15 protein-coding genes are annotated in these 22,093 nt (G+C 45.2%); 10 read left to right on the forward strand and 5 right to left on the reverse strand.

Annotated elements, in window-relative coordinates; all coding sequences use genetic code 11:
- Nucleotides 1-10: 10 nt before the first annotated feature.
- The 4 genes from ACM0P2_RS17605 to prlC form a co-directional block, all read right to left on the reverse strand.
- Entirely contained in the window at nucleotides 11-652 is a 642-nt protein-coding gene (locus ACM0P2_RS17605) for a ubiquinone biosynthesis accessory factor UbiJ (RefSeq protein ID WP_159119284.1), read from the reverse strand.
- Complete coding sequence (gene ubiE, locus ACM0P2_RS17610; RefSeq protein ID WP_334049805.1) at nucleotides 652-1,437, reverse strand: bifunctional demethylmenaquinone methyltransferase/2-methoxy-6-polyprenyl-1,4-benzoquinol methylase UbiE; 786 nt, start codon at nucleotides 1,435-1,437, stop codon at nucleotides 652-654. The genes ACM0P2_RS17605 and ubiE overlap by 1 nt, the downstream gene beginning before the upstream one ends.
- A 112-nt stretch (nucleotides 1,438-1,549) precedes the next feature.
- On the reverse strand, nucleotides 1,550-2,239 hold the full coding sequence (locus tag ACM0P2_RS17615; RefSeq protein WP_159119286.1) for a DNA-3-methyladenine glycosylase I: 690 nt from the start codon (nucleotides 2,237-2,239) through the stop codon (nucleotides 1,550-1,552).
- Between the two features lie 6 nt (nucleotides 2,240-2,245).
- Nucleotides 2,246-4,282 carry an oligopeptidase A gene (gene prlC, locus ACM0P2_RS17620; protein ID WP_419226921.1) on the reverse strand — a complete coding sequence of 679 codons (2,037 nt, stop codon included), beginning with the start codon at nucleotides 4,280-4,282 and terminating at the stop codon, nucleotides 2,246-2,248.
- A gap of 261 nt (nucleotides 4,283-4,543) precedes the next feature.
- Here prlC and ACM0P2_RS17625 point away from each other — a divergent pair, with 261 nt between their 5' ends.
- From ACM0P2_RS17625 to gorA, 5 genes are all read left to right on the forward strand, one after another.
- A complete protein-coding gene (locus ACM0P2_RS17625) occupies nucleotides 4,544-5,104 on the forward strand; it encodes a response regulator (protein ID WP_159119288.1) in 561 nt (186 codons plus the stop codon).
- Nucleotides 5,105-5,125: 21 nt separating this feature from the next.
- Nucleotides 5,126-5,950: a phosphate/phosphite/phosphonate ABC transporter substrate-binding protein gene (locus tag ACM0P2_RS17630; RefSeq protein WP_419226922.1), complete on the forward strand. Its 825-nt coding sequence runs from the start codon at nucleotides 5,126-5,128 to the stop codon at nucleotides 5,948-5,950.
- An 11-nt stretch (nucleotides 5,951-5,961) separates the two neighbouring features.
- Nucleotides 5,962-7,635, forward strand: a complete 1,674-nt coding sequence (locus ACM0P2_RS17635) for an ATP-binding protein (protein ID WP_159119314.1) — start codon at nucleotides 5,962-5,964, stop codon at nucleotides 7,633-7,635.
- Between the two features lie 73 nt (nucleotides 7,636-7,708).
- A complete protein-coding gene (locus tag ACM0P2_RS17640) occupies nucleotides 7,709-9,013 on the forward strand; it encodes a response regulator (RefSeq protein ID WP_419226923.1) in 1,305 nt (434 codons plus the stop codon).
- 251 nt (nucleotides 9,014-9,264) lie between these two features.
- Nucleotides 9,265-10,614, forward strand: coding sequence for a glutathione-disulfide reductase (gene gorA / locus ACM0P2_RS17645; protein ID WP_419226924.1), 1,350 nt, complete (start codon nucleotides 9,265-9,267; stop codon nucleotides 10,612-10,614).
- A 159-nt stretch (nucleotides 10,615-10,773) separates the two neighbouring features.
- On the opposite strand, the gene ACM0P2_RS17650 is transcribed toward gorA, so the two are convergent.
- Entirely contained in the window at nucleotides 10,774-12,939 is a 2,166-nt protein-coding gene (locus ACM0P2_RS17650; protein WP_173360582.1) for a molybdopterin oxidoreductase family protein, read from the reverse strand.
- 259 nt (nucleotides 12,940-13,198) lie between these two features.
- Here ACM0P2_RS17650 and ACM0P2_RS17655 point away from each other — a divergent pair, with 259 nt between their 5' ends.
- The 5 genes from ACM0P2_RS17655 (at nucleotide 13,199) to ACM0P2_RS17675 (ending at nucleotide 22,087) form a co-directional block, all read left to right on the forward strand.
- Nucleotides 13,199-16,534 carry an amidohydrolase family protein gene (locus ACM0P2_RS17655; RefSeq protein WP_159119320.1) on the forward strand — a complete coding sequence of 1,112 codons (3,336 nt, stop codon included), beginning with the start codon at nucleotides 13,199-13,201 and terminating at the stop codon, nucleotides 16,532-16,534.
- 202 nt (nucleotides 16,535-16,736) lie between these two features.
- Nucleotides 16,737-17,279 (forward strand): hypothetical protein, encoded by a 543-nt coding sequence (locus ACM0P2_RS17660; RefSeq protein WP_159119321.1) that lies wholly within the window; start codon nucleotides 16,737-16,739, stop codon nucleotides 17,277-17,279.
- 23 nt (nucleotides 17,280-17,302) lie between these two features.
- Nucleotides 17,303-18,559 (forward strand): hypothetical protein, encoded by a 1,257-nt coding sequence (locus tag ACM0P2_RS17665; protein WP_159119322.1) that lies wholly within the window; start codon nucleotides 17,303-17,305, stop codon nucleotides 18,557-18,559.
- Nucleotides 18,560-18,644: 85 nt separating this feature from the next.
- Nucleotides 18,645-20,093: a hypothetical protein gene (locus ACM0P2_RS17670; protein ID WP_419226925.1), complete on the forward strand. Its 1,449-nt coding sequence runs from the start codon at nucleotides 18,645-18,647 to the stop codon at nucleotides 20,091-20,093.
- An 11-nt stretch (nucleotides 20,094-20,104) separates the two neighbouring features.
- The gene (locus ACM0P2_RS17675; RefSeq protein ID WP_159119324.1) at nucleotides 20,105-22,087 is read left to right on the forward strand and encodes an SUMF1/EgtB/PvdO family nonheme iron enzyme; all 1,983 of its coding nucleotides are present in this window, start codon (nucleotides 20,105-20,107) and stop codon (nucleotides 22,085-22,087) included.
- Nucleotides 22,088-22,093 lie beyond the last annotated feature (6 nt).

Consider the following 22,093-nt stretch of genomic DNA (forward strand, 5'->3'; position numbering starts at 1 on the left):
CCTGTTTCTATTAGTCTTGCTTTATCTTTGCTTCTAACTGGCGTAGCCGCGCATCTGCATTTTCTGCTCTATCACGAAGCTCGTTCACTTCATCACTGAAATGCATAACCGCAAGCTTGTGAGCAGCTAGCTGCTTTTCCTCTACCATGGCGTTGCCTAGCACCTGCCCCATGGAAGCCAGTGCTTTCATTGTTTTTTCATGCACTGCGTTTACTGTTTTCACAGTTTGATGAGCAACCACGTCATTGGTTTTCTGTGCCAGTATCTCTTCAACATCAATATCAAGCTGTTGAAAAAGCGCGCTTACTTGTTGAGCTACATTTAGCTCCCCCTCTAGTACCAACGCTTTTTGCTGGATAAGTCGAGTAAGCTGACTGGTTTCTTTGAGTTCGGGTAGTGTTTGAAGTGACGTTTTAATACAACAATCTTTTGGCCCTATAGACGCCACGGCTTCCTCGAAGGTTCCCTGCTCAGTGAGCACATCGATACGGTCAGAAAATGACAGCGTTATACCGTAGGGAAGCGGCGATACAAATGCGGTAAGTCTTGCACCTCGAAGAGGCTTCAACCTCGTCTCACTATCTTCATCCAAAGACAAGATCTTATTGATTACCGATTCAGCAGCAGCGGCCACTAGCGCAGATGTAGGCATTAAAACTTATACCCTCTATGCAGCGCAACAATCCCGCCTGTGAGGTTTTGGTAATCACATTGCTCGAAACCAGCTTCCTCGAACATACCTTTTAATGTCTCTTGATCAGGGTGCATACGGATACTTTCCGCCAAGTACTGATAACTTTCGGCATCGTTAGCAACGAGCTGTCCCATCTTTGGCAGAATATGGAATGAATACATGTCATAAAGTTTGCTCAACTGCTCAGTAGTTGGCTTTGAAAACTCAAGAACTAACAACCGACCGCCGGGCTTAAGTACACGATAAATTGAATTAAGCGCGTTTTGCTTTTCTGTAACGTTGCGCAAGCCAAATGCCATTGTTACAACGTCGAAGTGATTATCTGGAAACGGCAGTGCCTCAGCATCTGCCTGAACGTAATCAATATTGCTAACCAAGCCGCGGTCGCGCAATTTATCGCGCCCTACTTTCAACATAGACAAGTTAATATCGGCAAGGGTAACTCGCCCCGTTGGACCTACCAGGCGAGAGAATTTTGCCGTAAGGTCGCCAGTGCCACCTGCAATGTCCAATACCTTATTGCCCGCACGCACACCGCTACAATCAATAGTGAAGCGTTTCCACAAACGGTGAACACCCATCGACATAAGGTCGTTCATGACGTCGTACTTCGCCGCTACTGAATCAAAAACATTAGCAACTAAAGACGCTTTTTGGCCTTTATCGACCTGTTTAAAACCGAAGTGCGTTGTTTGCTCGGTTGCAGTGTCTACTTGCGTAGCGGGAGTTTGATTGTCGCTCATGACAGTCCTGTAGTTTGAATATTTTTCTTAATGCTGAAGTGTATAGGATTGTGTTGCCAAGCAAAAGCTTTATGCCCGAGTTGCGCATTAAGCTTAATGCGCCCCTTTTTCTCTAGACTGGCCTATTGTTGGTTCCCCAACTGAACGCCACGATAGCGCTTATTTCTTGAAGAGAACGCCCGCTTTCACGATGCCATTGCGCGAAGGCTGCGTTCGCTGAGGATAATGATTTTTTTGATGTTAAACCGCCGTTAACAATATCGTGCTTTCTCAGGTAATCCTCGACATCGCGAGAAAATAAAAAAGTATCAATACCCAACGCCCGAAGCATATAGGGGCCGGTATTTCCACCAAGCCGCGCGCCGCGCTTTTTCATAAACTCCCACAAGCTTGTGATGTTATCTTTTTCGAAGCTCGCGACAAACTTCCCAAAACTGCCGTATTCGAGGGCGACATCTTTAATCATCATGGCATTATCGCGAACGGTTGTGACTTTTTTATAGTTTCTTACAATGCGTTTGTCAGATGCTTTTTGCTCTAACATTTCATCAGGCATCAACAACACTTTATCCACGTCAAAACCAAAAAATACAGTTTCGAAGTCAGGCCACTTTTGTTCGATTACACGCCACACAAATCCAGACTTGAAGACTTGCTTGGTCATAGCTGCCAAAAAACGATCATCTGAGATTTTTTCAACGTTTGCCTTAGTAAGAGGCGCTCGAAGCATTGCTTCAAGCACCCTCTCGCCGCCTTTGCGCTCGCACGCTCGGCGGTAAATAGTTTGAAAAGACTCAGCCATAGCCGCTTAGCCCTTTATACCGCTGTGGCGAAGAAGTGCATCGACCTTAGGTTCACGTCCTCTAAAGGCTACAAACAAATCCATCGGAGGCTTACTACCGCCCATTTCTAGTATATTTTCTAAGAACGCTTTGCCTGTTTCGCGGTTAAAAATACCGTCTTCCTCAAACTTGCTGTAAGCGTCTGCAGAGAGTACCTCAGCCCATTTGTAGCTGTAGTAACCCGCAGCGTAACCACCCGCGAAGATATGCCCAAAACTATTCTGGAAGCGGTTAAATGAAGGCGGGATAACAACCGCTACTTCTTCACGAACTTTGTCTAGAGTGGCTTGAACGTTTACTTCACTGCCTTTTTCGCTGTGTAATAGGAAATCAAATAAACTAAATTCAAGCTGTCGCACCATCTGCATTGCAGATTGATAGTCTCTTGCCGCCAGCATCCGCTCTAATAAATCAGCCGGTAACGGCTCACCGGTTTCGTAATGCCCTGAGATAAAGTTGAGAGCATCCTCTTCCCAGCACCAGTTTTCCAAAAACTGGCTAGGTAATTCTACCGCATCCCATGGAACGCCATTGATACCAGAAACACCCGCGACACGCATTTTAGTGAGCATGTGATGGATACCGTGGCCAAATTCATGGAACAAGGTCACCACTTCATCGTGAGTGAAAAGCGCTGGCTTATCTCCCACTGGTGCATTGAAGTTACAAGTAAGGTACGCAACTGGAAGCTGTAGTTCACCATCTACCTTTTCACGGCGAACGCGACACTCGTCCATCCAAGCGCCGCCGCGCTTTTTCGCCCGCGCATATAAGTCTAGATAAAAACTACCGCGCATTACATCGGCATCGTCTGTAATGGTGAAGTAGCGAACGTCTTTATGCCAAGTATCAATACCAGGCTGCTCAATGATTTTGAGGCCGTAAAGGCGATGCACCACTTCAAACAAACCTGATAATACTTTGTCTTCAGGAAAGTAAGGGCGCAACATTTCATCAGAAATGGTGTATTTTTCCTGCTTCAGTTTTTCGCTGTAGTAAGGTAAGTCCCAAGCAGCTAAGTCTGTCACTCCATGTTTCTCACTAGCGTACGTTCTTACGTCTTCTAGCTCACGTTCGGCTTGAGGTTTAGATTTTGCAGCCAAATCGCGCAAGAAACCGATAACCTGGTCAGTAGAGTCAGCCATTTTTGTCGCAAGGGAACGTTCTGCGTAGCTACTAAAACCAAGTAGCTCAGCAAGTTCGGTGCGAAGCATCAGGGTTTCTTTAATGATATCAGTGTTATCCCATTTGCCTGCATTCGGGCCCTGCTCTGACGCTTTGGTAGAATAAGCGCGATACATTTCTTCGCGCAGGTCTCGATTATCCGCATAAAGCATAACTGGCAGATAAGAAGGAATATCTAATGTAAACAACCATCCCTGCAAATCTTTTTGATGCGCCGCTTGCGCTGCGGCTTCTACAGCTGATTCTGGCATACCGGCAAGTTCGGCTTCATCTGTAACGTGCTTAGTCCACCCCATAGTAGCGTCCATCACATTATTAGAAAATGTCGACGATAGCTCACTGAGCTTTGCCTGAATATCGGCAAAGCGCTTCTTTTGGTCTTCGGGAAGCGCGACACCAGACAGCGTGAAATCACGAACAGCATTCTCAATCACTTTCTGCTGCTCTTCGCTCAGTATGTCGAATTCCTCCGATGCTTTGAGCTCAGAGTAAGCATTGTACAGCCCCTCATGTTGACCAACCCAGGTGCCATATTCAGATAACAAGGGCAAGCAGGCATCGTGAGCTTCGCGAAGCGCGTCGCTACTCACCACACTGTTCATATGCGACACGGGTGAGAACATTTTGCTTAAACGGTCGTCTACTTCTTCTAATCGCAGCACGAGATTCTCATAAGAATAATCTTTCGATGCTACAACTTCTTCTATCTCACTTTTACATGCTTCAATTGCTTTTTCGATTGCAGGCTTGATTGATTCAGGTTCAATAGCAGAAAAAATAGGTAGGCCGTCGACCATCTCAATTGCAGGGGTTGTCATAATCTTTTCACTCTTTACGCTTTGATAAAATAATGATGGGGCTTCACGGGGTAAAAGCAAGCCATTGTTGAGCCTCTAATTGATCTACTTCGGTTCTACTTCTATTGTTAGTGTTAGGATCAGGCGTTCGTGATACTCAATTTGCACTATGCGAGCAAACCAAGACTCTGTCGCAATTGTCACATATCATCCTTTTGTCTACTTTGTCTCACCCTACTTCTCATACTATAATTTTGATTAATAAAACAACAAGGCCATGATATGAAAACGTTGACGTCAGGTGAGATAGCGTCCTACTGCGATGTGAATCTCCGTACCGTTATCCGGTGGATAGAAAGCGGCAAGCTCAAGGGTTTTAAGCTTCCCGGACGCGGCAATAATCGCGTATTAGTTGAAGACTTTGTAGAGTTTTTAGAGCGTCATGAGATGCCCATACCAGATGCCTTGAAAGGTGTAGCATCATCTTCAATCCTTATTGTTGACGACGAGATGCCAGTTGCTAAATCTATTCAGCGCGTTGCCAGACGTGCAGGTTTTGACTCTCACATTGCAACGGGTGGGTTTCAGGCGGGCATAATGCTAAGTCAGTACGAACCCAAAGTTATGACGCTTGATTTGAGTATGCCTGGAATGGATGGTTACAGCGTCATCGAGTTCACAAGAGAGCAGTCGAAATTTAGAGATCTAAAGATAGTAGTTATTTCAGCACTTGATGATTCGAGTTTAGAGCGTGCACTTGATATCGGAGCAGATGCAACGCTTCAAAAGCCGTTTTCTAACCACGATTTAACTGTTGTATTAGAACAGTTTATGTCAATGTAATATCACCTACAGGGAATAAGTATGGGTCTATATCTACGATGTGTATTTGTGACTGTTTGCTTTTTGCTGAGCAGTTTTTCTTTGAGTGCAGACCCTATAACCATCGGTGTGGTGCCGCAACAGTCGGCGAAAAAAATGGCGGAGAAATGGCAGCCGTTAATTGATTACATTAGTAATTTCACCGGCCTTGATATTGAGTTTAAGACGGCTAAAGACATCCCTACGTTCGAGTCTGATTTAGCACAAGGCAAATATGATTTAGCTTACATCAACCCCTATCATTTTGTGGTCTTCAATGAATCACCGGGTTATCGCTCGCTAGTCCATCAGAAAGACAAGAAAATACGTGGCTTAATTGTCGTACGCAAAGACAGCCCGATCAAAGAAATCGATGATCTAGCAGGCGCTGAGATCGCATTCCCTGCGCCCGCAGCGTTTGCTGCGACTATTATTACAAGCGCGCACCTTCGCAACAACGATATCCCGTTTATCCCACGGTATGTTAATTCACATGACTCCGTTTATCTTGCTGTACAACGTAACTTTTTCAGTGCCGGGGGTGGTATTATGCGCACTCTTAATACGTTGCCAGAGAATGTAAGAAAGGATTTGCGAGTTCTCTGGACAAGCGAGGGTTACACACCCCACCCTATTGTGACCCACCCAAATATGGCAGAAGCCGACAGACAAGCTATTCTTAATGCGTTAATAGCAGTATCTAACGACACAAGTAAATCATTGCTTTTGAAGAATATTGGCTTAAGTGGTTTTACCGCGTCTGACGACAAGGACTGGGATGATGTAAGGGCACTCGGGATTGCATCGTTATCTAGGCCTCACCTATGAGTAGACTGAGCATGAAGTTTTCATTACGCACAAAAACTATAGCAGGGGTAGCATCGATAGCAGCCTTATTGCTTCTAGTACTACTCGTTACTGTGTTTCAACTGTTAAACGATCTCGTCGATAACAATGTAAAAAAATCTGCCGACACCACAGTGTCACTCTTTGTTTCGACAACCAAGAACGCATTTTTAAGTTATGACTTAGCATCGCTTGATGCCGATGTCTCAGAAATACTGACTAACCCCAATATCGCCTATGTAAAAGTTAAAGATAAGGATGGCAATATATTTGTAGAAAAAGGCAATCAAGAAGCATTAAGCCGTGATTTTATTGCCGATAATTCAGTGTCAGAAGCTGGCGATGGTATTTATGATACTCGTGCTCCAATCATGGTAGGCAACACGCTTTACGGATATGTAGAAATTGGGTTGAACATAGCTTCAGTTACTGAGTCAGTGTCGCGAGTTAAGAACTGGACTGTTACGCTAGCGCTACTTGAATTTATCTTAGTTGGGCTCTGTTCATACTTACTTGGCTCATTCCTAATGTTGCAGCTTCGTCAATTACACGAGGGTGCGAAACACTTAGGCGATGCGGTCAAAAGCAATGACTACAAAGAAGTGTTTGTACCTGTTCGTGGTAAAGACGAATTAAGTGAATTGGCAGAGGCATTTAACCAATTGGTTGAGCGCTTAAAAGAAGAAAATGAGCAAAAACAACGTGCGCAAGACGAGTTGAAAGAACTTAACACGTTACTTGAAGAGAAAGTCCAAGATAGAACCTCTCTTTTAAACCAGAAAAACTTCCAATTACAGGAAGCAAATAAAGACTTAAAAGAGACCCAAGTTCAGTTGCTACAAGCGGAAAAAATGGCTTCAGTGGGTCAGTTGGCAGCTGGCGTGGCGCACGAAATAAACAACCCTGTTGGCTTTGTTGGTAGCAACATAGCCACGTTGAGCGAGTATGTTGCTACGTATCAAATGATTTTTTCACAGATAAACGCAGCGCTTGAAGCAAAGGATGAAAAAACCAGAAACACTGCGCTTAGCGAGCTTGAAAAAATGCTAGCCAATCAGGATATGACGTTTATTAATGAAGACATATCAGAACTATTGGCTGACTCGCAGGAAGGGCTTCATCGGGTTGCTGAAATTGTTAAAGGACTTAAATTGTTTTCGCGCGTTGATAGCGACCAAATGCAACAGCATAATATCAACGACTGTGTTCGTACCACGTTAGCCATGGTTAACAATCAACTTAAATATATTTGCACAGTAGAAACCCATTTGGGCAGAGTGCCAGATGTAACAATGAACGTGGGCAAAATTTCACAGGTGATTACGAATCTATTAATCAATGCGGGACAAGCAATTGAGGCAACGGGTAAAAATGGAAGAATTGTCATCACTACTTGTACGGTGAACAACTTCGTTGAACTTCGCGTAGAAGATACAGGGTGCGGTATTCCAGCTAGCCATCTAGATAAACTTTTTAACCCATTCTTTACCACCAAACCTGAAGGTCAAGGTACAGGGCTAGGTCTCTCTATTTCCTTTGGCATTGCACAGGAGCATGGGGGGTCGCTTTGTGCAACTAGCATTGAAGGTGAAAGCAGTACGTTTACTCTTATGCTTCCTATTGACTCAGGTGAGTCAAACAACAATAGTGAGGGAGAACACGAATAATGGGCGAGTTATCAGTGATTTTATGCTTTGCTTTAAACAACAATTATAGTGTCGTGCAAAAGGATTATTATTTATGACAGAGCCTAACGTAAAAGCAACAACCTACACGGTACTATTTGTTGACGACGAGCCCAACATACTCCGTGCGATAAAACGCGCGCTATTTACCATGGATATTACATTGCTTCTTGCTGACAGCGGTGCAAAAGCCTTGGAGCTAATGAGTCAAACCGAAGTTCACGTGGTTATTTCTGACATGAAGATGCCACAGATGTCCGGGGCTGAGCTATTAGAGCAAGTAGCCATTAATTACCCTGAAACGTTTCGTGTTGTACTCACCGGCTACGCAGACATAGAGTCAACTATCAAGGCAGTAAACCAAGGCAAGATCCATCGCTATTTGCAAAAGCCATGGGATAATCAAGAGCTAATCGCGGTCGTTGAAGAAGGGCTAGAAAGGGTAAAATTAAAAACAGAAAATTTACGCCTTCAGAAACTGACTCGACTACAGAATAAAAAGTTAAAGGATGTTAATGCATCCCTAGAACAAGTTGTTCAAAAACGCACGCGTCAAATAAAGGCCGCCCTTAACAAGATTGAAAAACACAATATTGCGATGGAACAGGTGCTTTTTAATGTAATTAGTATTAATCCGAACATTGATGGCAAGTTCGCTATTGAAGTAAGCGAACTTGCCTCAAAAATTGCGCGCATCGCTCGTTTTGAAAAAGATGAAATAAAGAATGTCCGTTACGCGGGCTTGATATGTGAATTAGGGCTTTTAGGGTTAGAAACGGAAGACTTTAAAGCGCCATTTTCAAAACTTAAGTATCAGCAGCAACAAAATTACCTGTCGCAAACCAAGCAAGCTGCGCTGATCTTAGCGCCTGCCCACGAACTTAACCAAGTTTCAGATATCATTGAGTTTCAATTTGAACACTATAATGGTTCAGGACTTTACAATAAAGTCGCCAAAGAGATCCCCGCCGGAGCGCGTATACTCGCTATAGCGCGCGACTATTGGCGCCATGTGACTGGCCGCATGAGCGGTATTGAGATGAGCCCCCGTGACGCAAAGTTAGAAATGAAAAAGCACCGAAATACCCGCTATGATGGTGAGTTTCTTGACCTTCTTTTAGAGGCGGAAGACGTAACGACGTCTAAATTGCTGTCCACCTCGTTAAAAGCGTCACAGTTAAAGTCTGGAATGATTTTGGCGCAAAACTTATATAACGATAGCCATATACTAATACTTCCTGAAGGTCACGTACTTAGCGATGCAACGATACAAAAACTGATTCACTTTGAAGAAGAACGCGGTAAAGCGTTTAGTATTCAAATTGAACCAGAAAACCTTTCTGCACCTATAAATAGCTAAAGTGAATAAAAGGCTATCGGGCAAAGCGAGATGGTAACTTACATAAAGTTTATCTCGTTTTGTCTTTTATCCAGTTAAACTCATCCCCATTGATTATTTATCTGAAATTCCTTGAAGCAAGTTCCGGTCTCTAGAATACTATTCTATATGATACGCACTGGCGTCGACGTTGCTTCGCGAGCGAACCTCATCAAGGCGTAGAGAATTTTTAGAGGTTTGTACTCGTCTAACCCACAAAAAAGGCTTTTTGTATGACACATTTTGACTATATTTGCATTGGTGGTGGTAGTGGCGGTATTGCCTCTGCCAATCGCGCGGCTAAACACGGCAAAAAAGCCGCCATCATTGAAGCAAAAGACATCGGCGGAACCTGCGTAAATGTTGGTTGCGTTCCAAAAAAAGCCATGTGGTACGGGGCCCAAATTGCAGAAGCCATTCACCGTTATGCGCCAGAATACGGTTTTGACTTATCGGTAAATCACTTTAGTTGGGACAGTCTTATTGCTAGTCGCCAAGCCTACATTGAGCGTATCCACGCATCTTACGACCGTGTACTCACTGTAAATGACGTGACGCTAATTCGCGGTTTTGCCAAGTTTATCGATAACAATACGGTAGAGGTAAACGGGGAAAAGTATACCGCTGACCATATCACTATTGCCGTTGGCGGGCGCCCAATCATTCCAGATATCGAAGGTGCTGAGTACGGTATTGATTCCGATGGTTTCTTTGCTCTCAAAGAGCAGCCAAAGCGCGCCGTCGTTGTGGGTGCAGGTTACATAGGTGTTGAGTTAGCGGGTGTCCTTCATGCGCTGGGTACTGAATCACACCTGGTCGTTCGCAAACACGCACCACTGAGAAATTTCGACCCCATTATTCATGAAACCTTGGTAGATATGATCCACGCTGAAGGCTGCAAATTACATGACCATGCCAGCGTGGAAAAAGTAGAAAAAGCTGACGATGGTGAGCTTTCAGTGCATTTAACCAATGGCGAAGTGATAAAGGCCGATTGCCTCATCTGGGCCATTGGCCGTAAGCCATCTACCGACAATATTGATATTGAAAACACTGACGTTGAGCTTAGTGATGACGGAACAGTAAAAGTGGATAAATATCAAAATACCACAGCGAAAAACGTTTACGCAGTAGGTGATATTACCGGTGAAGCCGAGCTTACTCCGGTGGCGATTAAAGCAGGTCGTCTGCTCAGTGAACGTCTGTTTAACGGCCAAAAAGATGCACACATGGATTACTCGCTCATTCCTACGGTTGTCTTTAGCCACCCGCCTATCGGTACGATTGGTTTAACAGAACCTGAGGCCATTGAGCAGTATGGTGAGGACAATATTAAAGTATATAGCTCAAGCTTTGCGTCTATGTATACTGCAGTGACTCGCCATCGTCAGATGACAAAAATGAAGTTGGTGTGTGCAGGTAAAGATGAAAAAGTAGTTGGCCTACACGGTATTGGTCATGGCATGGACGAAATTCTGCAAGGTTTTGCTGTTGCAATTAAGATGGGCGCAACGAAAGCTGACTTTGATGCATGCGTGGCTATTCACCCTACCAGTGGCGAAGAATTTGTTACGATGACTTAATACTTCTGATTCGCATGGCAAAAAAGCTGATCACAACCTATCAGCTCACGTCACTCTCTTTTTGCAAGCGCTATTTCTGTAAGCGACTTTGCCCTGATTTTAAAACCGGCTTTTGATTCACAACAAAAGCCGTTTTTTTAGTATGGGTGCCCCTTTTTCCTAACTTAATTTTTCAAGTTCCACCGGCACGCCATTTAACACCGCATTTCCGGAAAGCTCATCTACCTGCAGATCATCGGTAAGAATATTCGTATTAACGCCGGGGTGCTGGCTTGCGACCGATAGCTGAATACCTTTCTTATCATGCCCCCACCCATGCGGAATAGAAATTACGCCGGGCATAATCGCATCTGTAATTTCAGTCTCTATTTGTAGCTGCCCCACACGAGACCGCACGGTTACTGCATCTCCATCTTTAACACCGTGTTTATCCGCGTCCTCTGGATTTATCTGCAAAGTGCACCGATTGTTGCCTTTGACCATTCTCGGGCTATTGTGAAGCCATGAGTTGTTGGTTTTTATATGACGTCGACCAATGAGTACCAGCGAGTTAGGCTGGTTCTGCTCGTTAAAAAAGTGAGCATCAACCCTTTTCAAGTCCGCCATAAAATATTCAAAGTCTAAATGTATTTTTTGGTCTTCGTGAAAAATTGCTTGTGGTAGCGCGCTTTGCAGCGGTCCTAAATCAATACCGTGAGGATGCGCTTTTAACGTCTCTAAAGAAAGCTTATACCCAGCATTTTCACCCTGTCCATTTTTCCCGTACATCCCCCTTTTTAAGAGGTCGTCAACCACGCCTTTGGGCTGCTTTTCCCATAGCGATGGGTAGTGGTCCGTGCTCTTTCCGTTTAGTGCATCTAGCCGCTGCGCCAAAGACAGATAAATTTGCCAGTCGGTTAACTGATCTTCGTCTATTTCCACTACCGCTTCTGAGTATTTAGCAAAATTTCGTACTGCAAAATTATGGAAAACGACATCGTAGTGATCCCGTTCAAGGGCAGTTACCGGAGGAAGAATAATGTCTGCATGGCGAGAGGTTTCAGTAATGTAAAAATCAACCGCTACGGTAAATTCGAGAGTGGAAAAAGCGCGGTCGAGTTGCTCGGCATTTGGCGTTGTAACTACTGGGTTACCTGCGCCAATTACCATTGCTTTAATTTGCCCCTCACCTGGGGTAAGGATTTCCTCAGCCAAACAGGCTACAGGATACTCTCCAGCGAAGGCAGGAAGCCCGCGCACCCGTGAAGTGAAATCACCCATACTGCCTTTGCCTGACACTGGCAGGGTATCAGCCGCTGGCTGAGTAAACATCATGCCACCGCGCTTATCTAAGTTTCCGGTGAGCATGTTAAATAGCATAATTAGATATTGCGTTAGCGTACCAAACGCTTGCACGCTCGCCCCCATTCTCCCATAACAAGCGGCCGATTCAGCCTCGCAAAATTCGGTAACAAGCTGAGTAATCACACTAGCTGAGATTCCCGTGTGCTCACTCACTTTTAGTGGCGAATAAGGCCTAACGTATTTTTCTACTTCGCTGATATCTTCAGCGTAAGGCTTTAAGGCATCTACGTTATACAACTCTTTTTCAAACAATACGTTAAGCATAGCGAGTAAGAGTAATACGTCACTGCCAGGGCGGATAAAATGATGCTCACAGCTTAGGTCTGCTGTCTCGCTTCTTTTCGGGTCAATAACCACAATTTTTCCGCCCCGCTTTTGAATACCTTTTAAGCGCTTTTTAACGTTAGGCACAGTCATAATGCTGCCGTTTGATGCCAGCGGGTTACCCCCAATAATCATAAAGTGCTGCGTGTGGTCGATATCAGGAATAGGAATTTGCGACATATGGCCGAAAAGCCTGCGGCTGATAATATGATGCGGCAGCTGATCAACTGATGTGGCAGAGTAACGATTATGGGTCTTCAGCGCGCGATAAAAATAGGGACCAAAAAGAATAGAGCCCATGTTGTGCGCATTGGGATTTCCTAGATATACACCTACCGCATTGTTACCGTGGGTCTGTTGAATGCGGTGCAGGTTATTAGCAACTAGGTCGAAGGCTTCATCCCACCCGATCTCTTCCCAGGCGCTTTCTTGTCCTTCACGTTTTACCCTTTTTACAGGGCGCTTTAAACGGTCAGGATCATCATATAAGTCTTTGAGCGCACTGGCTTTCGGGCAAATGTGTCCTTGGCTAAACGGGTTATCTTTATCCCCTTTTATTGACAGTATTTGACGGCCTTTTGTCGCTACTTCAATGCCACACATTGCTTCACAAAGCGTACAAGTAGAATAATGCATTTGTTGTTCAGCGTCGCTCACGGTTATATCCACACAATTCGTTGTTAATAGCTTGTTACGAAATTAGCGGCTATTGCTGTAATAGACAAGCATCATTGACAGTGATGAAAGGATAACTGAACGTTAAAATCATACCTACAATCGCATCAGCTAAATTAATCTCGACTACTTTGCAGTAAGATTAACCTCAAATTTACAAATGAAGGGTACAAAACAGTAAGTGAGTTCATGTACTCTGATGCCGACAGAAAATAAAAAATAAGCACTTGGAAACATTATTATGATAACAACAAAGAAAAACTTGCTAGCCATAGCGCTGGTAAGCGCGTTGGGCTTAAGTGCAGCACCTATTGCATATGCCCAAAACGACGGTGAAGAAAAGACAGAAAATGAATCTGAAAAGTGGGACGTTAACAACCCGCCTTATGCATTAAACGAAGTTACTATCAAAACCAATGAAACCACGTGGTCTAGCTTAGACGTGGCGCCAAATGGCGAGTTTATGGTTTTCGACATGCTCGGCGATCTTTACAAAGTGAGCACAAAAGGCGGCGATGCGACGCCACTTACTCAAGACTTCGCGTGGAATATTCACCCTTCCATTTCTCCTGACGGTAAGCAAATTGCGTTTATCTCGGATCAAGATGGGTTAAGTAACGTGTGGGTTATGGATATTGACGGCAGCAACCTTCGCCAAATAACCAAAGAAAAAAGTAATCTCATACACTCACCTAAATGGAGTCCCGACGGCGAATATTTAGTGGTAACCAAAGGCATTATGTCTAGCCGCAGTATTCCAGCAGGCGAGATTTGGATGTACCACAAATCAGGTGGCGACGGACTTCAAATTAAAGCCCGTAACAGCGGAAAACGCGACCAGCAAAACATTGCCGACCCTGTATTTTCTCATGACGGTAAGTATATATATTTCACCGAAAACACCGTTCCAGGCGCCCGTTTCGAATATAATCGCGACCCGCTAGAAGGCATTTTTGCTATCACTCGCTACGATCGCGAAACCGGCGAAGAGAGCCGCTATATAAGCGGTACAGGCGGCGCCGTTGTACCTACGCCTTCACCCGACGGAAAATACATTGCTTTCGTGCGCCGTGTTAAAGACAGAACCGCGCTTTTCATTAAAGACATAAAGACAGGGGTGGAAACTCCGCTTACGTTGGAACTTGAGCGAGATATGCAAGAAGGCTTTGGCTCGGAAGGCTACTTTGCCTACTTCGACTGGATGCCAGACAGCAGTAAAATTGTATATTGGACAGGCGGCAAGTTTCACACCATTGACGTGAAAGATAAAACCACCAGCACCATGGACGTAACCGTTGAAGGCACCGTGAAATACGCAGATGCCCTGCGCTTTAACGTTGATGTAGCCCCTGATGAGTTTGACGTTCGCATGATCCGCTGGTCGCAAATGTCGCCGAACGGTAAAACCGTACTTTTCCAAGCGTTAGGTAAACTTTATGTACGCGACGTGAAGTCTGGCAAAATTAAGCGCTTAACTAAACAAAACGATCACGACGAATACTATCCGCGTTTTTCTAACGATGGAAAGTCGATTGTTTATACCACATGGGATGACCAAGATTTAGGCACTGTTCGCGTGGTATCTGCCCGTGGTGGTAAAGGAAAAGTCATTACCCAACAGCCTGGTCACTACATTGAGCCTTCGTTCTCTGCCGATGGCGAAAAAGTGGTTTTCCGCAAATTTACCGGCGGCTATTTACTCGACCCTAAATACTCGGTTGAGCCAGGTATTTATGTCGCGAACCTTAAAGAAGACACGGTAGAAAAAGTCTCTGAAGGCGGCTATAACGCGCATTTCGCGGGTAACGACGACAGGGTGTACTTCACCGAATCAGCGGGCGGCGAAGCGTACTACGAAACCCAACTTTCAAGCGTTAACCTTAAAGGCAACGACAAACGAACTCACCTTTACGGTGCAGATAAGGTAAGTGAGTACAAACTTTCTCATGATAAGAAATGGGTTGCCTTCGTATACCAATTTAAAACTTATGTGGCGCCGTTTGTAGAAAATGGCAAACGCATTACTGTTGGTCCGAATATGACGTCACTGCCAGTAACTCAGCTCTCAAGTCGCGCAGGTGAATACCTAACGTGGTCGCCTGACAACAAAACCCTTAGCTGGTTTAACGGCCCTACCCTATTTAGCCGTTCACTCGATGAAGCCTTTGCCTTTGTTGATGGCGCAGCAGAAACGTTGCCTGAGCCGGTAGCTGAAGGTATGGATTTGTCGTTCACCACTAAAGCTGACAAGCCCTCTGGCTACAAAGCCTTGGTTGGCGGTAAAGTGGTCACCATGCGCGATGCAGACAATACCCAAGAGGTAATTGAAGATGGCGTGGTGCTCATTAAAGACAATCGTATTGAAGCGGTGGGTAAACGTGGCGACATCGCTATTCCTGAAGATGCTATGCAAATAGATACCTCAGGTAAAACGATTATTCCAGGGCTTGTTGATGCACACGCGCACGGCTCACAGGGCCGCAATGAGATTATTCCTCAGCAAAACTGGAGTCAGTACTCGAATGTGTCGTTCGGTGTAACCACCATTCATGACCCTTCAAACGATACAACGGAAATTTTCGCTGCGGCTGAATTACAGCGTAAAGGCGATATTGTTGCGCCGCGTATCTACTCCACCGGTACTATTTTATACGGTGCAGAAGGACTAGGTTACAAAGCGATTATCAACAATTATGAAGATGCGTACTTCCATGTAGAGCGCTTGAAAGAAGCCGGGGCTATCTCGGTGAAAAGCTACAACCAGCCCCGCCGTGATCAGCGTCAGCAGGTGCTGTGGGCAGCAAAAAATCAAGAGATGATGGTAGTGCCTGAAGGGGGCGGTAAGCTTCAACAAAACCTGACTATGCTGGTAGACGGTCACACGGGTCTTGAGCACAGCATTCCTGTGGAGAAAGGCTACAGCGACGTCACTCAGCTATGGAAAGCCACAGAATTTGGCTACACGCCGACCTTTGTTGTTTCTTACGGCGGCATGATGGGTGAAGAGTACTGGTACGACAAAACAGAAGTGTGGAAGAACCCGCGCCTTCTTCGCTATACCCCGTCAACTATTCTAGATAGCCGCGCGATTCGCAGACCAACAGCGCCAGAAAATCAGTATAACCATCAAAACGTAGCTAGCTACGCCAAAGAACTTCGAGATAATGGGGTCAGTGTACATATTGGTGCGCACGGGCAACGCGAAGGCTTAGCTGCTCACTGGGAACTGTGGATCATGGAGCAAGGCGGCTTTACACCTTGGGAAGCGCTACGCGGTGGCACGATTGATGGCGCGAAACACCTAGGAATGGGCAAAGACCTTGGCAGTATCGAAAAAGGTAAACTTGCTGATCTGGTCGTGATTGATGGTGATGTACTTAGCGATATCAGAAAGAGTGAATTCGTAGAATACACCGTACTCAATGGCCGCGTTTATGAGTCAGCGACCATGAACGAAGTGGGAAGCAAAGAAAAACGCAAACCGTTCTTCTTTGAGCAAGACAATGCCACCTTTATGCCGCAGCAAACCGCAGATGAAGTTGAAGCAAAGGCGCACCACTATCATTGGGAGCATTAATTAACGCTAGCGCTCATTGACTAACGTTAAATTAATAAGCCGATAAAACCTTATGTTTTGTCGGCTTTTTTGTCTCAGTGCTTTTACTTTATACCATTAATTTAAATCTGTGTTTTGTCTTGGATGAAAGAATGCTATAAATAAAAAAGGAATGAGGTTGTACGCATGTCTCAAACATTGTAAATAAAAGGACTTAATGGCGATGCCGAACTATTTGCCCTTTGCTTTATTACTCTATACATTTTCTTTAACGCCTGTTTGCGCACAAACAAGCGATACTCCTACCTATTATCAAGATTGCTCGGTACTCGACTTTGGTGAACAAGATATGTCAACCATGACCGAAGCAGAAAAAATTCAGGCGCTAGATGACTCTCTTTTCGGCGCATTAAATCAAAGCGAAGAATGCATGGACGCTGCTGCACAATCCAGCGCACAAAGTGTTGCTAACGCAGCTGGCCAAGGTACAGGGCAAGGTGGCGGTACAGGAAGTACCTCCGTCACCGCGTCTTCTGGCTCAGGTGCAGGGCAATCTGACTCGCAAAGTAATACCGAATCTCAAGATTCATCATCGAATACACAAACCACTACCTCAAGCTCTGGTCCTTCAAAACAGTCCGTTGGCGGACAAGCAAAAGGTGGTAGTTCAGCGGTATGTGACGCCGTAATTGCCGGTTTGCAAGGAGCAAAAGATGAGACCGAAAAAGCTCACTTCCAAGCATTAAAAGAGCAATACGGCTGTTAATAAACTCAGAGGAAGGAAAGGAAATGTCTTCATTTAAACCAAAGGCCCTGCTTACAGTGGTCGCAACAGCGTCGTTTATACTTTTAGGCGGCTGTGGTTCCACGCAAACGAATGTTTCTAGTGTTGGTCCATCTATGGTGGGGCCTGGGGTTGGTCAGCCTTTAGGCGCCCAGAGAAATAGTTATAATTATAACTCAGAAATTTATATGGATGTTGCCATTCCGGTATTCGACCCAGGTTTTCCAACTGACAGCGATGGCTCTATCGATTACGACGAAATAGAAGAAGAAGGCATCTGGCCACAGGTGCGTAGGCTAGAGGCTAACCGTTTTGCCATTGCAACCAAAGAAGCGTTGGGCGAAACCAAGTCTTTTGGCAGCATCAATGTAACGCCTGATGCATCTGCTCTTGCCGATGTATACGTACTTGGAAAAATCAATTATTCAGATACTGAAACCGTAGAGATTGGCGTAAGAGTCATGGACGCTAAGAACACAGTATGGGGTGAGGAAGAGTTTGAGTATCGCGTAAGCGAAGGCTGGTATCGCGATGCGATGTCTCGTGGTGAAAACCCAAATGGCCCAGTGTTCGAACAAATTGCCAAGTTTGTCTACGACTTGCTTATCAAGAAGTCAGAGGCTTACAAGCAAGAGGTTCAAATGGTCTCTGATCTGCGCTACGCACAAATGTATAGCCCTGAATCGTTCAGCCAGTATCTTTCTCAGAACCGCAAAGGCGAAATTGACTTGGTCAGTGCGCCTTCTGAAAGCGACCCAATGCTTCGCCGCGTGCGCGCAATTCAAGCAAAAGATGAACAGTTTATTGATAGTCTTCAAGAAACGTACGATTCGTTCTGGGTAACAACAGAAGCGCCGTATAGAAAATATCAGAAAGAAACGCTGCCCGAAGCCAAGAAAATCAGAGAGCTTGAAGCAGAACGCACCACCAAACAGGTTACTGCGGGTTTGTTTGCTGTAGCCTCGGTACTGCTAGGCTCGAACTCCAGTTCTACTGTTGGGCAAGTGGCTGCTGCAGGTGCGGGTATTGCTGCTATAGGCTCACTAAGCCAAGCAATTCAAACCAATAAAGAGCTTCACGCCCAACGTGACTTGTTCGACGAGATGGGTCAAAACCTTGATATTCAGGTTGCTGATCAGATTGTTGAAATTGATAATCAACGTATTGAGCTACAGGGCACGGCAGCTGAGCAATATTACCAGCTGCGCTCTCGCCTTAAAGATATTTATGATATGGAAGCAACACCGATGACTGCGCTGTAAGCGTAGTCATCTTCTTGCGTTGTTTCAAAGTTGAGTTCCACCACTACTCATTTACACAATAAAATAAGAAAGCGAAGGAACACGCATGCCAAGTGTTGAACAGCAAATAGAGCAAAGCAGAGCCAAAAAGAAAGCATTGATAAAAAAGGCATTGCTTGGCTGTGCAGTAATACTCTTTGTTGGTGCGGCAAGCGTCGTCCTTATATCTTTTATGCCGAGCGTTTCAACGGATGTTGATTTGTCGGTTGATAAGACAGAAACGGTAAATCAACCTTCTGAAAGCCCCTCATCAACGTCCCTGAGCCCAGAAGAACGAAAAGCTCTTCAAATGGCGCTCAGTGACAGCAAACAGCGCGTAAGTGAACTCGTTCAGCGCGTTGCCCATTCAAAGGAATTTTCAGAAAAAGTAAATGTCGTTGAGGATGAACTAAACAAGGCATTTAACGCCTATAGCTCGTCTAACTTCAGCGAGGTTGAAACAGCGCTAGAAGTGGTTAACGGCTCTGTTTCAGCATTGAAGGCTGAATACGAAAGTGCCTATACCGCGCCTTATGAAAGCGCACTCTCTGCTTTCGAAAAAGATGATATTTCAGAGGCATTTAACTTAAACAGAGTATCGCTTACAACCAACCCAGATTTCGAAAAAGCTAAGATATTGCAGCAACGAATTGATGTATATAGCGAAGTGCAAGACGCTTACGAACAAGCACGCGTTGGTCGTGTGGAAAATAATATTCAAAAACAGCGTGATGCATATGCGGAAATTGTCGCCCTTGACCCCTTTCGAGAAGATTCGAAGCAAGCGCTCGATGCTATTGAACGCCAGATACGCGAAAACCGCTTCAACACTTTACTCGCCAGCGCCAATAAGGCTATTGAAGCGCGAGATTTTACCACAGCAACACAACGTATTAATGAGGCTAAAAGCCTTAAGTCTTCGAGCAGCGAGCTAGATATCATCAGTAAAAAGTTGGCGTCTTTAATTGCGGGGAGCGAACAGCAAAAAATTGAAAGCCAAGTCACCTTGTTCGCAGACGCTGATGAATGGAAAACCGTGCAGATGTTGGCTAATAAGGGCCTTACATCTTTTTCTGCCAGCCCAACGCTACTTCAAGCCAAACAAGATGCCGATGGCATTTTAAATGCAAGTAAGCGTTTAGAGGCGTATCAACAAAGACCTGAGCGCCTATCTGATAACAATGTCAGAAACCTTGCCCAACAAGATATCGAACAGGCTCGCAACTACGCCAATAAAAGCGCCAAACTCCTTACACAAATAACGGAGCTAGAAGGTATTGTCGATAAAATTAAACAACCTCGCCCCGTTACTATCACCTCTGATAACGACACCTATATCAAGGTACTCGGCGTTGGGGTTGTTGGTGAGATAAAGCGTAAAACCATTCAACTTAAACCAGGTACGTACCGCGTCGAAGGAAGCCGCGAAGGTTACCGCTCTACAATTAAAGAAATTGTGGTATCACCATCAGACAACAATCCATCAGTGCATATTGTTTGCACTGAAAAAGTATAAGGGCCTATATTGTGAGCAGTATTGACGACGCCATTGCTAAAGGAAAAAAACGACGAAAGGGCGTTGCTATCGCATCACTTATAGGCCTTATCGCCGTACTCGTTGTTTACTTTAGCTGGCTGTTTCTTACAAAAGGGTATGCTTTTGTCGTTTCTCCAGAGCGAGCCGCAGTGGCGCCGGAACTTTCGGTATCAGATGGTACCGCCATGTTCATCAGCGACAAACTGTATGTATTTGGCAGCCACGCGGAAGTACAATTATCAGCACCTAAATATCAAGCTGCAAGCGTCATCATTAACGAAACCTCACCAAGCACAATTAACGTTACGCTCTCGCCTCTACCAGCAGAGCTTACCGCATCCACATCTCCCTCGCTCAATGAGGTAACGTGGTATTTAAATAACGAAAAAATGTCGGTATCACAGACTTTCACTACCGAGTTAGCTCAGGGTAGCTATACAGTTAGCGCAAGTCATCCGCACTTTGAAATAGGTGAAGTTCAGTTTGAGGCTGATATCGCACAACAATTAGAAAAAGTCATTCCCTTATCTCCGATTAAGGGTGCGATCACTATCAACTCTACCCCTACCGGTGCATCAGTAGCCTTAGACGGTAAGGACGTTGGCACAACACCCCTTACACTCGAAACAGAAGGTGGCAAGTACGAGGTAGAAGTAACAAAACCGGGCCTAGAACCGTTGAAAGACGTGATTGAAGTGACTAATAAACGGCTTTCACCGTCGAGAGACTATAATCTCAAGCCGCTTCAGGCACAGCTATCAGTATTTACTACGCCACCAGGCGGCGTGCTTACCGTAAACAATAAGCCAGTGGACAATAACTCCCGCGTAGATGCGAACTCTCTTCATACCGTTAAATATGAAAAAACAGGGTTTGTCTCGCAAAGTGAGAAAATAAGATTAGCACCCGGTGAAAACAAGTCGCTCTCTTTTACCCTTACAAAGGAGCTGGGCCAGGTAAACATTACTGCCTCACTCGATGCAAAGGTTTCAATCAACGGCGCACCACAGGGCCAGACACCGCTGGACATTACCCTCCAAGCGCTACCACATACTGTTACTTTTGAGCGCGAAGGTTATCGCAGCGTAACTAAAACAGTAACACCCAGCGCAAAGCGCACTGCAACAGTTCATGCTGATATGCTAACTGAATTTGAAGCAAGGCGCCGTGAAGGCAAACCGCTTTTCGCCACTACGTTAGGCATTCAACTCGCCTTGGTAACGCCAAAAACTTTCACCATGGGCTCTCCTTCAAACGAAAAAGATCGTCAACGCAATGAAGTTCAACGAGAGGTATCTTTCTCTCGCAAGTTCTGGGTGTCTAAGCATGAAATAACCCAAGCTCAATTTGCCGCCTTTACCGGAAAAGGTGGCGGCAGCGCACTACCAATTAGCAACGTTTCTTGGGATGAAGCCGCGGCCTTTACGAACTGGCTGAGCGAAAAAGAAGGGCTAACGCCTTTTTATATCATTAAAAATAAACGAGTAGCGGGAGTTGATGCCTCTTCGAAGGGTTACCGCTTGCCTACTGAAGCTGAATGGGAGTTTGTAGCCAAATTAAATCGACGAGCATCTTCGACAACTTTCGTATGGGGTGATCAGTATCGTATACGTGATAAGCAAGGAAACTTCGCCGACGCATCACTCAGCGGCAAACAAACTTTCATATTGAAAGACTACGACGACGGATTCGCAAATAAAGCACCGGTTGGCTCATTTAAGGCCGAGCGCGGCGGATTCTTCGATTTAGACGGCAATGTGCGCGAGTGGGTTCACGATACTTATGATGTTGCAACATCCAGCCATTCAGGTTCCTACACCAACTACTTAGGCCCCGTTGGACAAGGGAAACATGTGGTCAAAGGGGCGTCTTATCTAACAGGCAGACTTAAGAATATTCGGGCTAGTGTACGCAGTGGTGAAAATACGCCGGCGGACGACATAGGCTTTCGCATAGCGAGATATGAGAACTAACATGAA

Origin of the sequence: Alteromonas sp. OM2203 (assembly GCF_048517045.1) — a bacterium.
Taxonomy (GTDB): domain Bacteria; phylum Pseudomonadota; class Gammaproteobacteria; order Enterobacterales; family Alteromonadaceae; genus Alteromonas; species Alteromonas gracilis.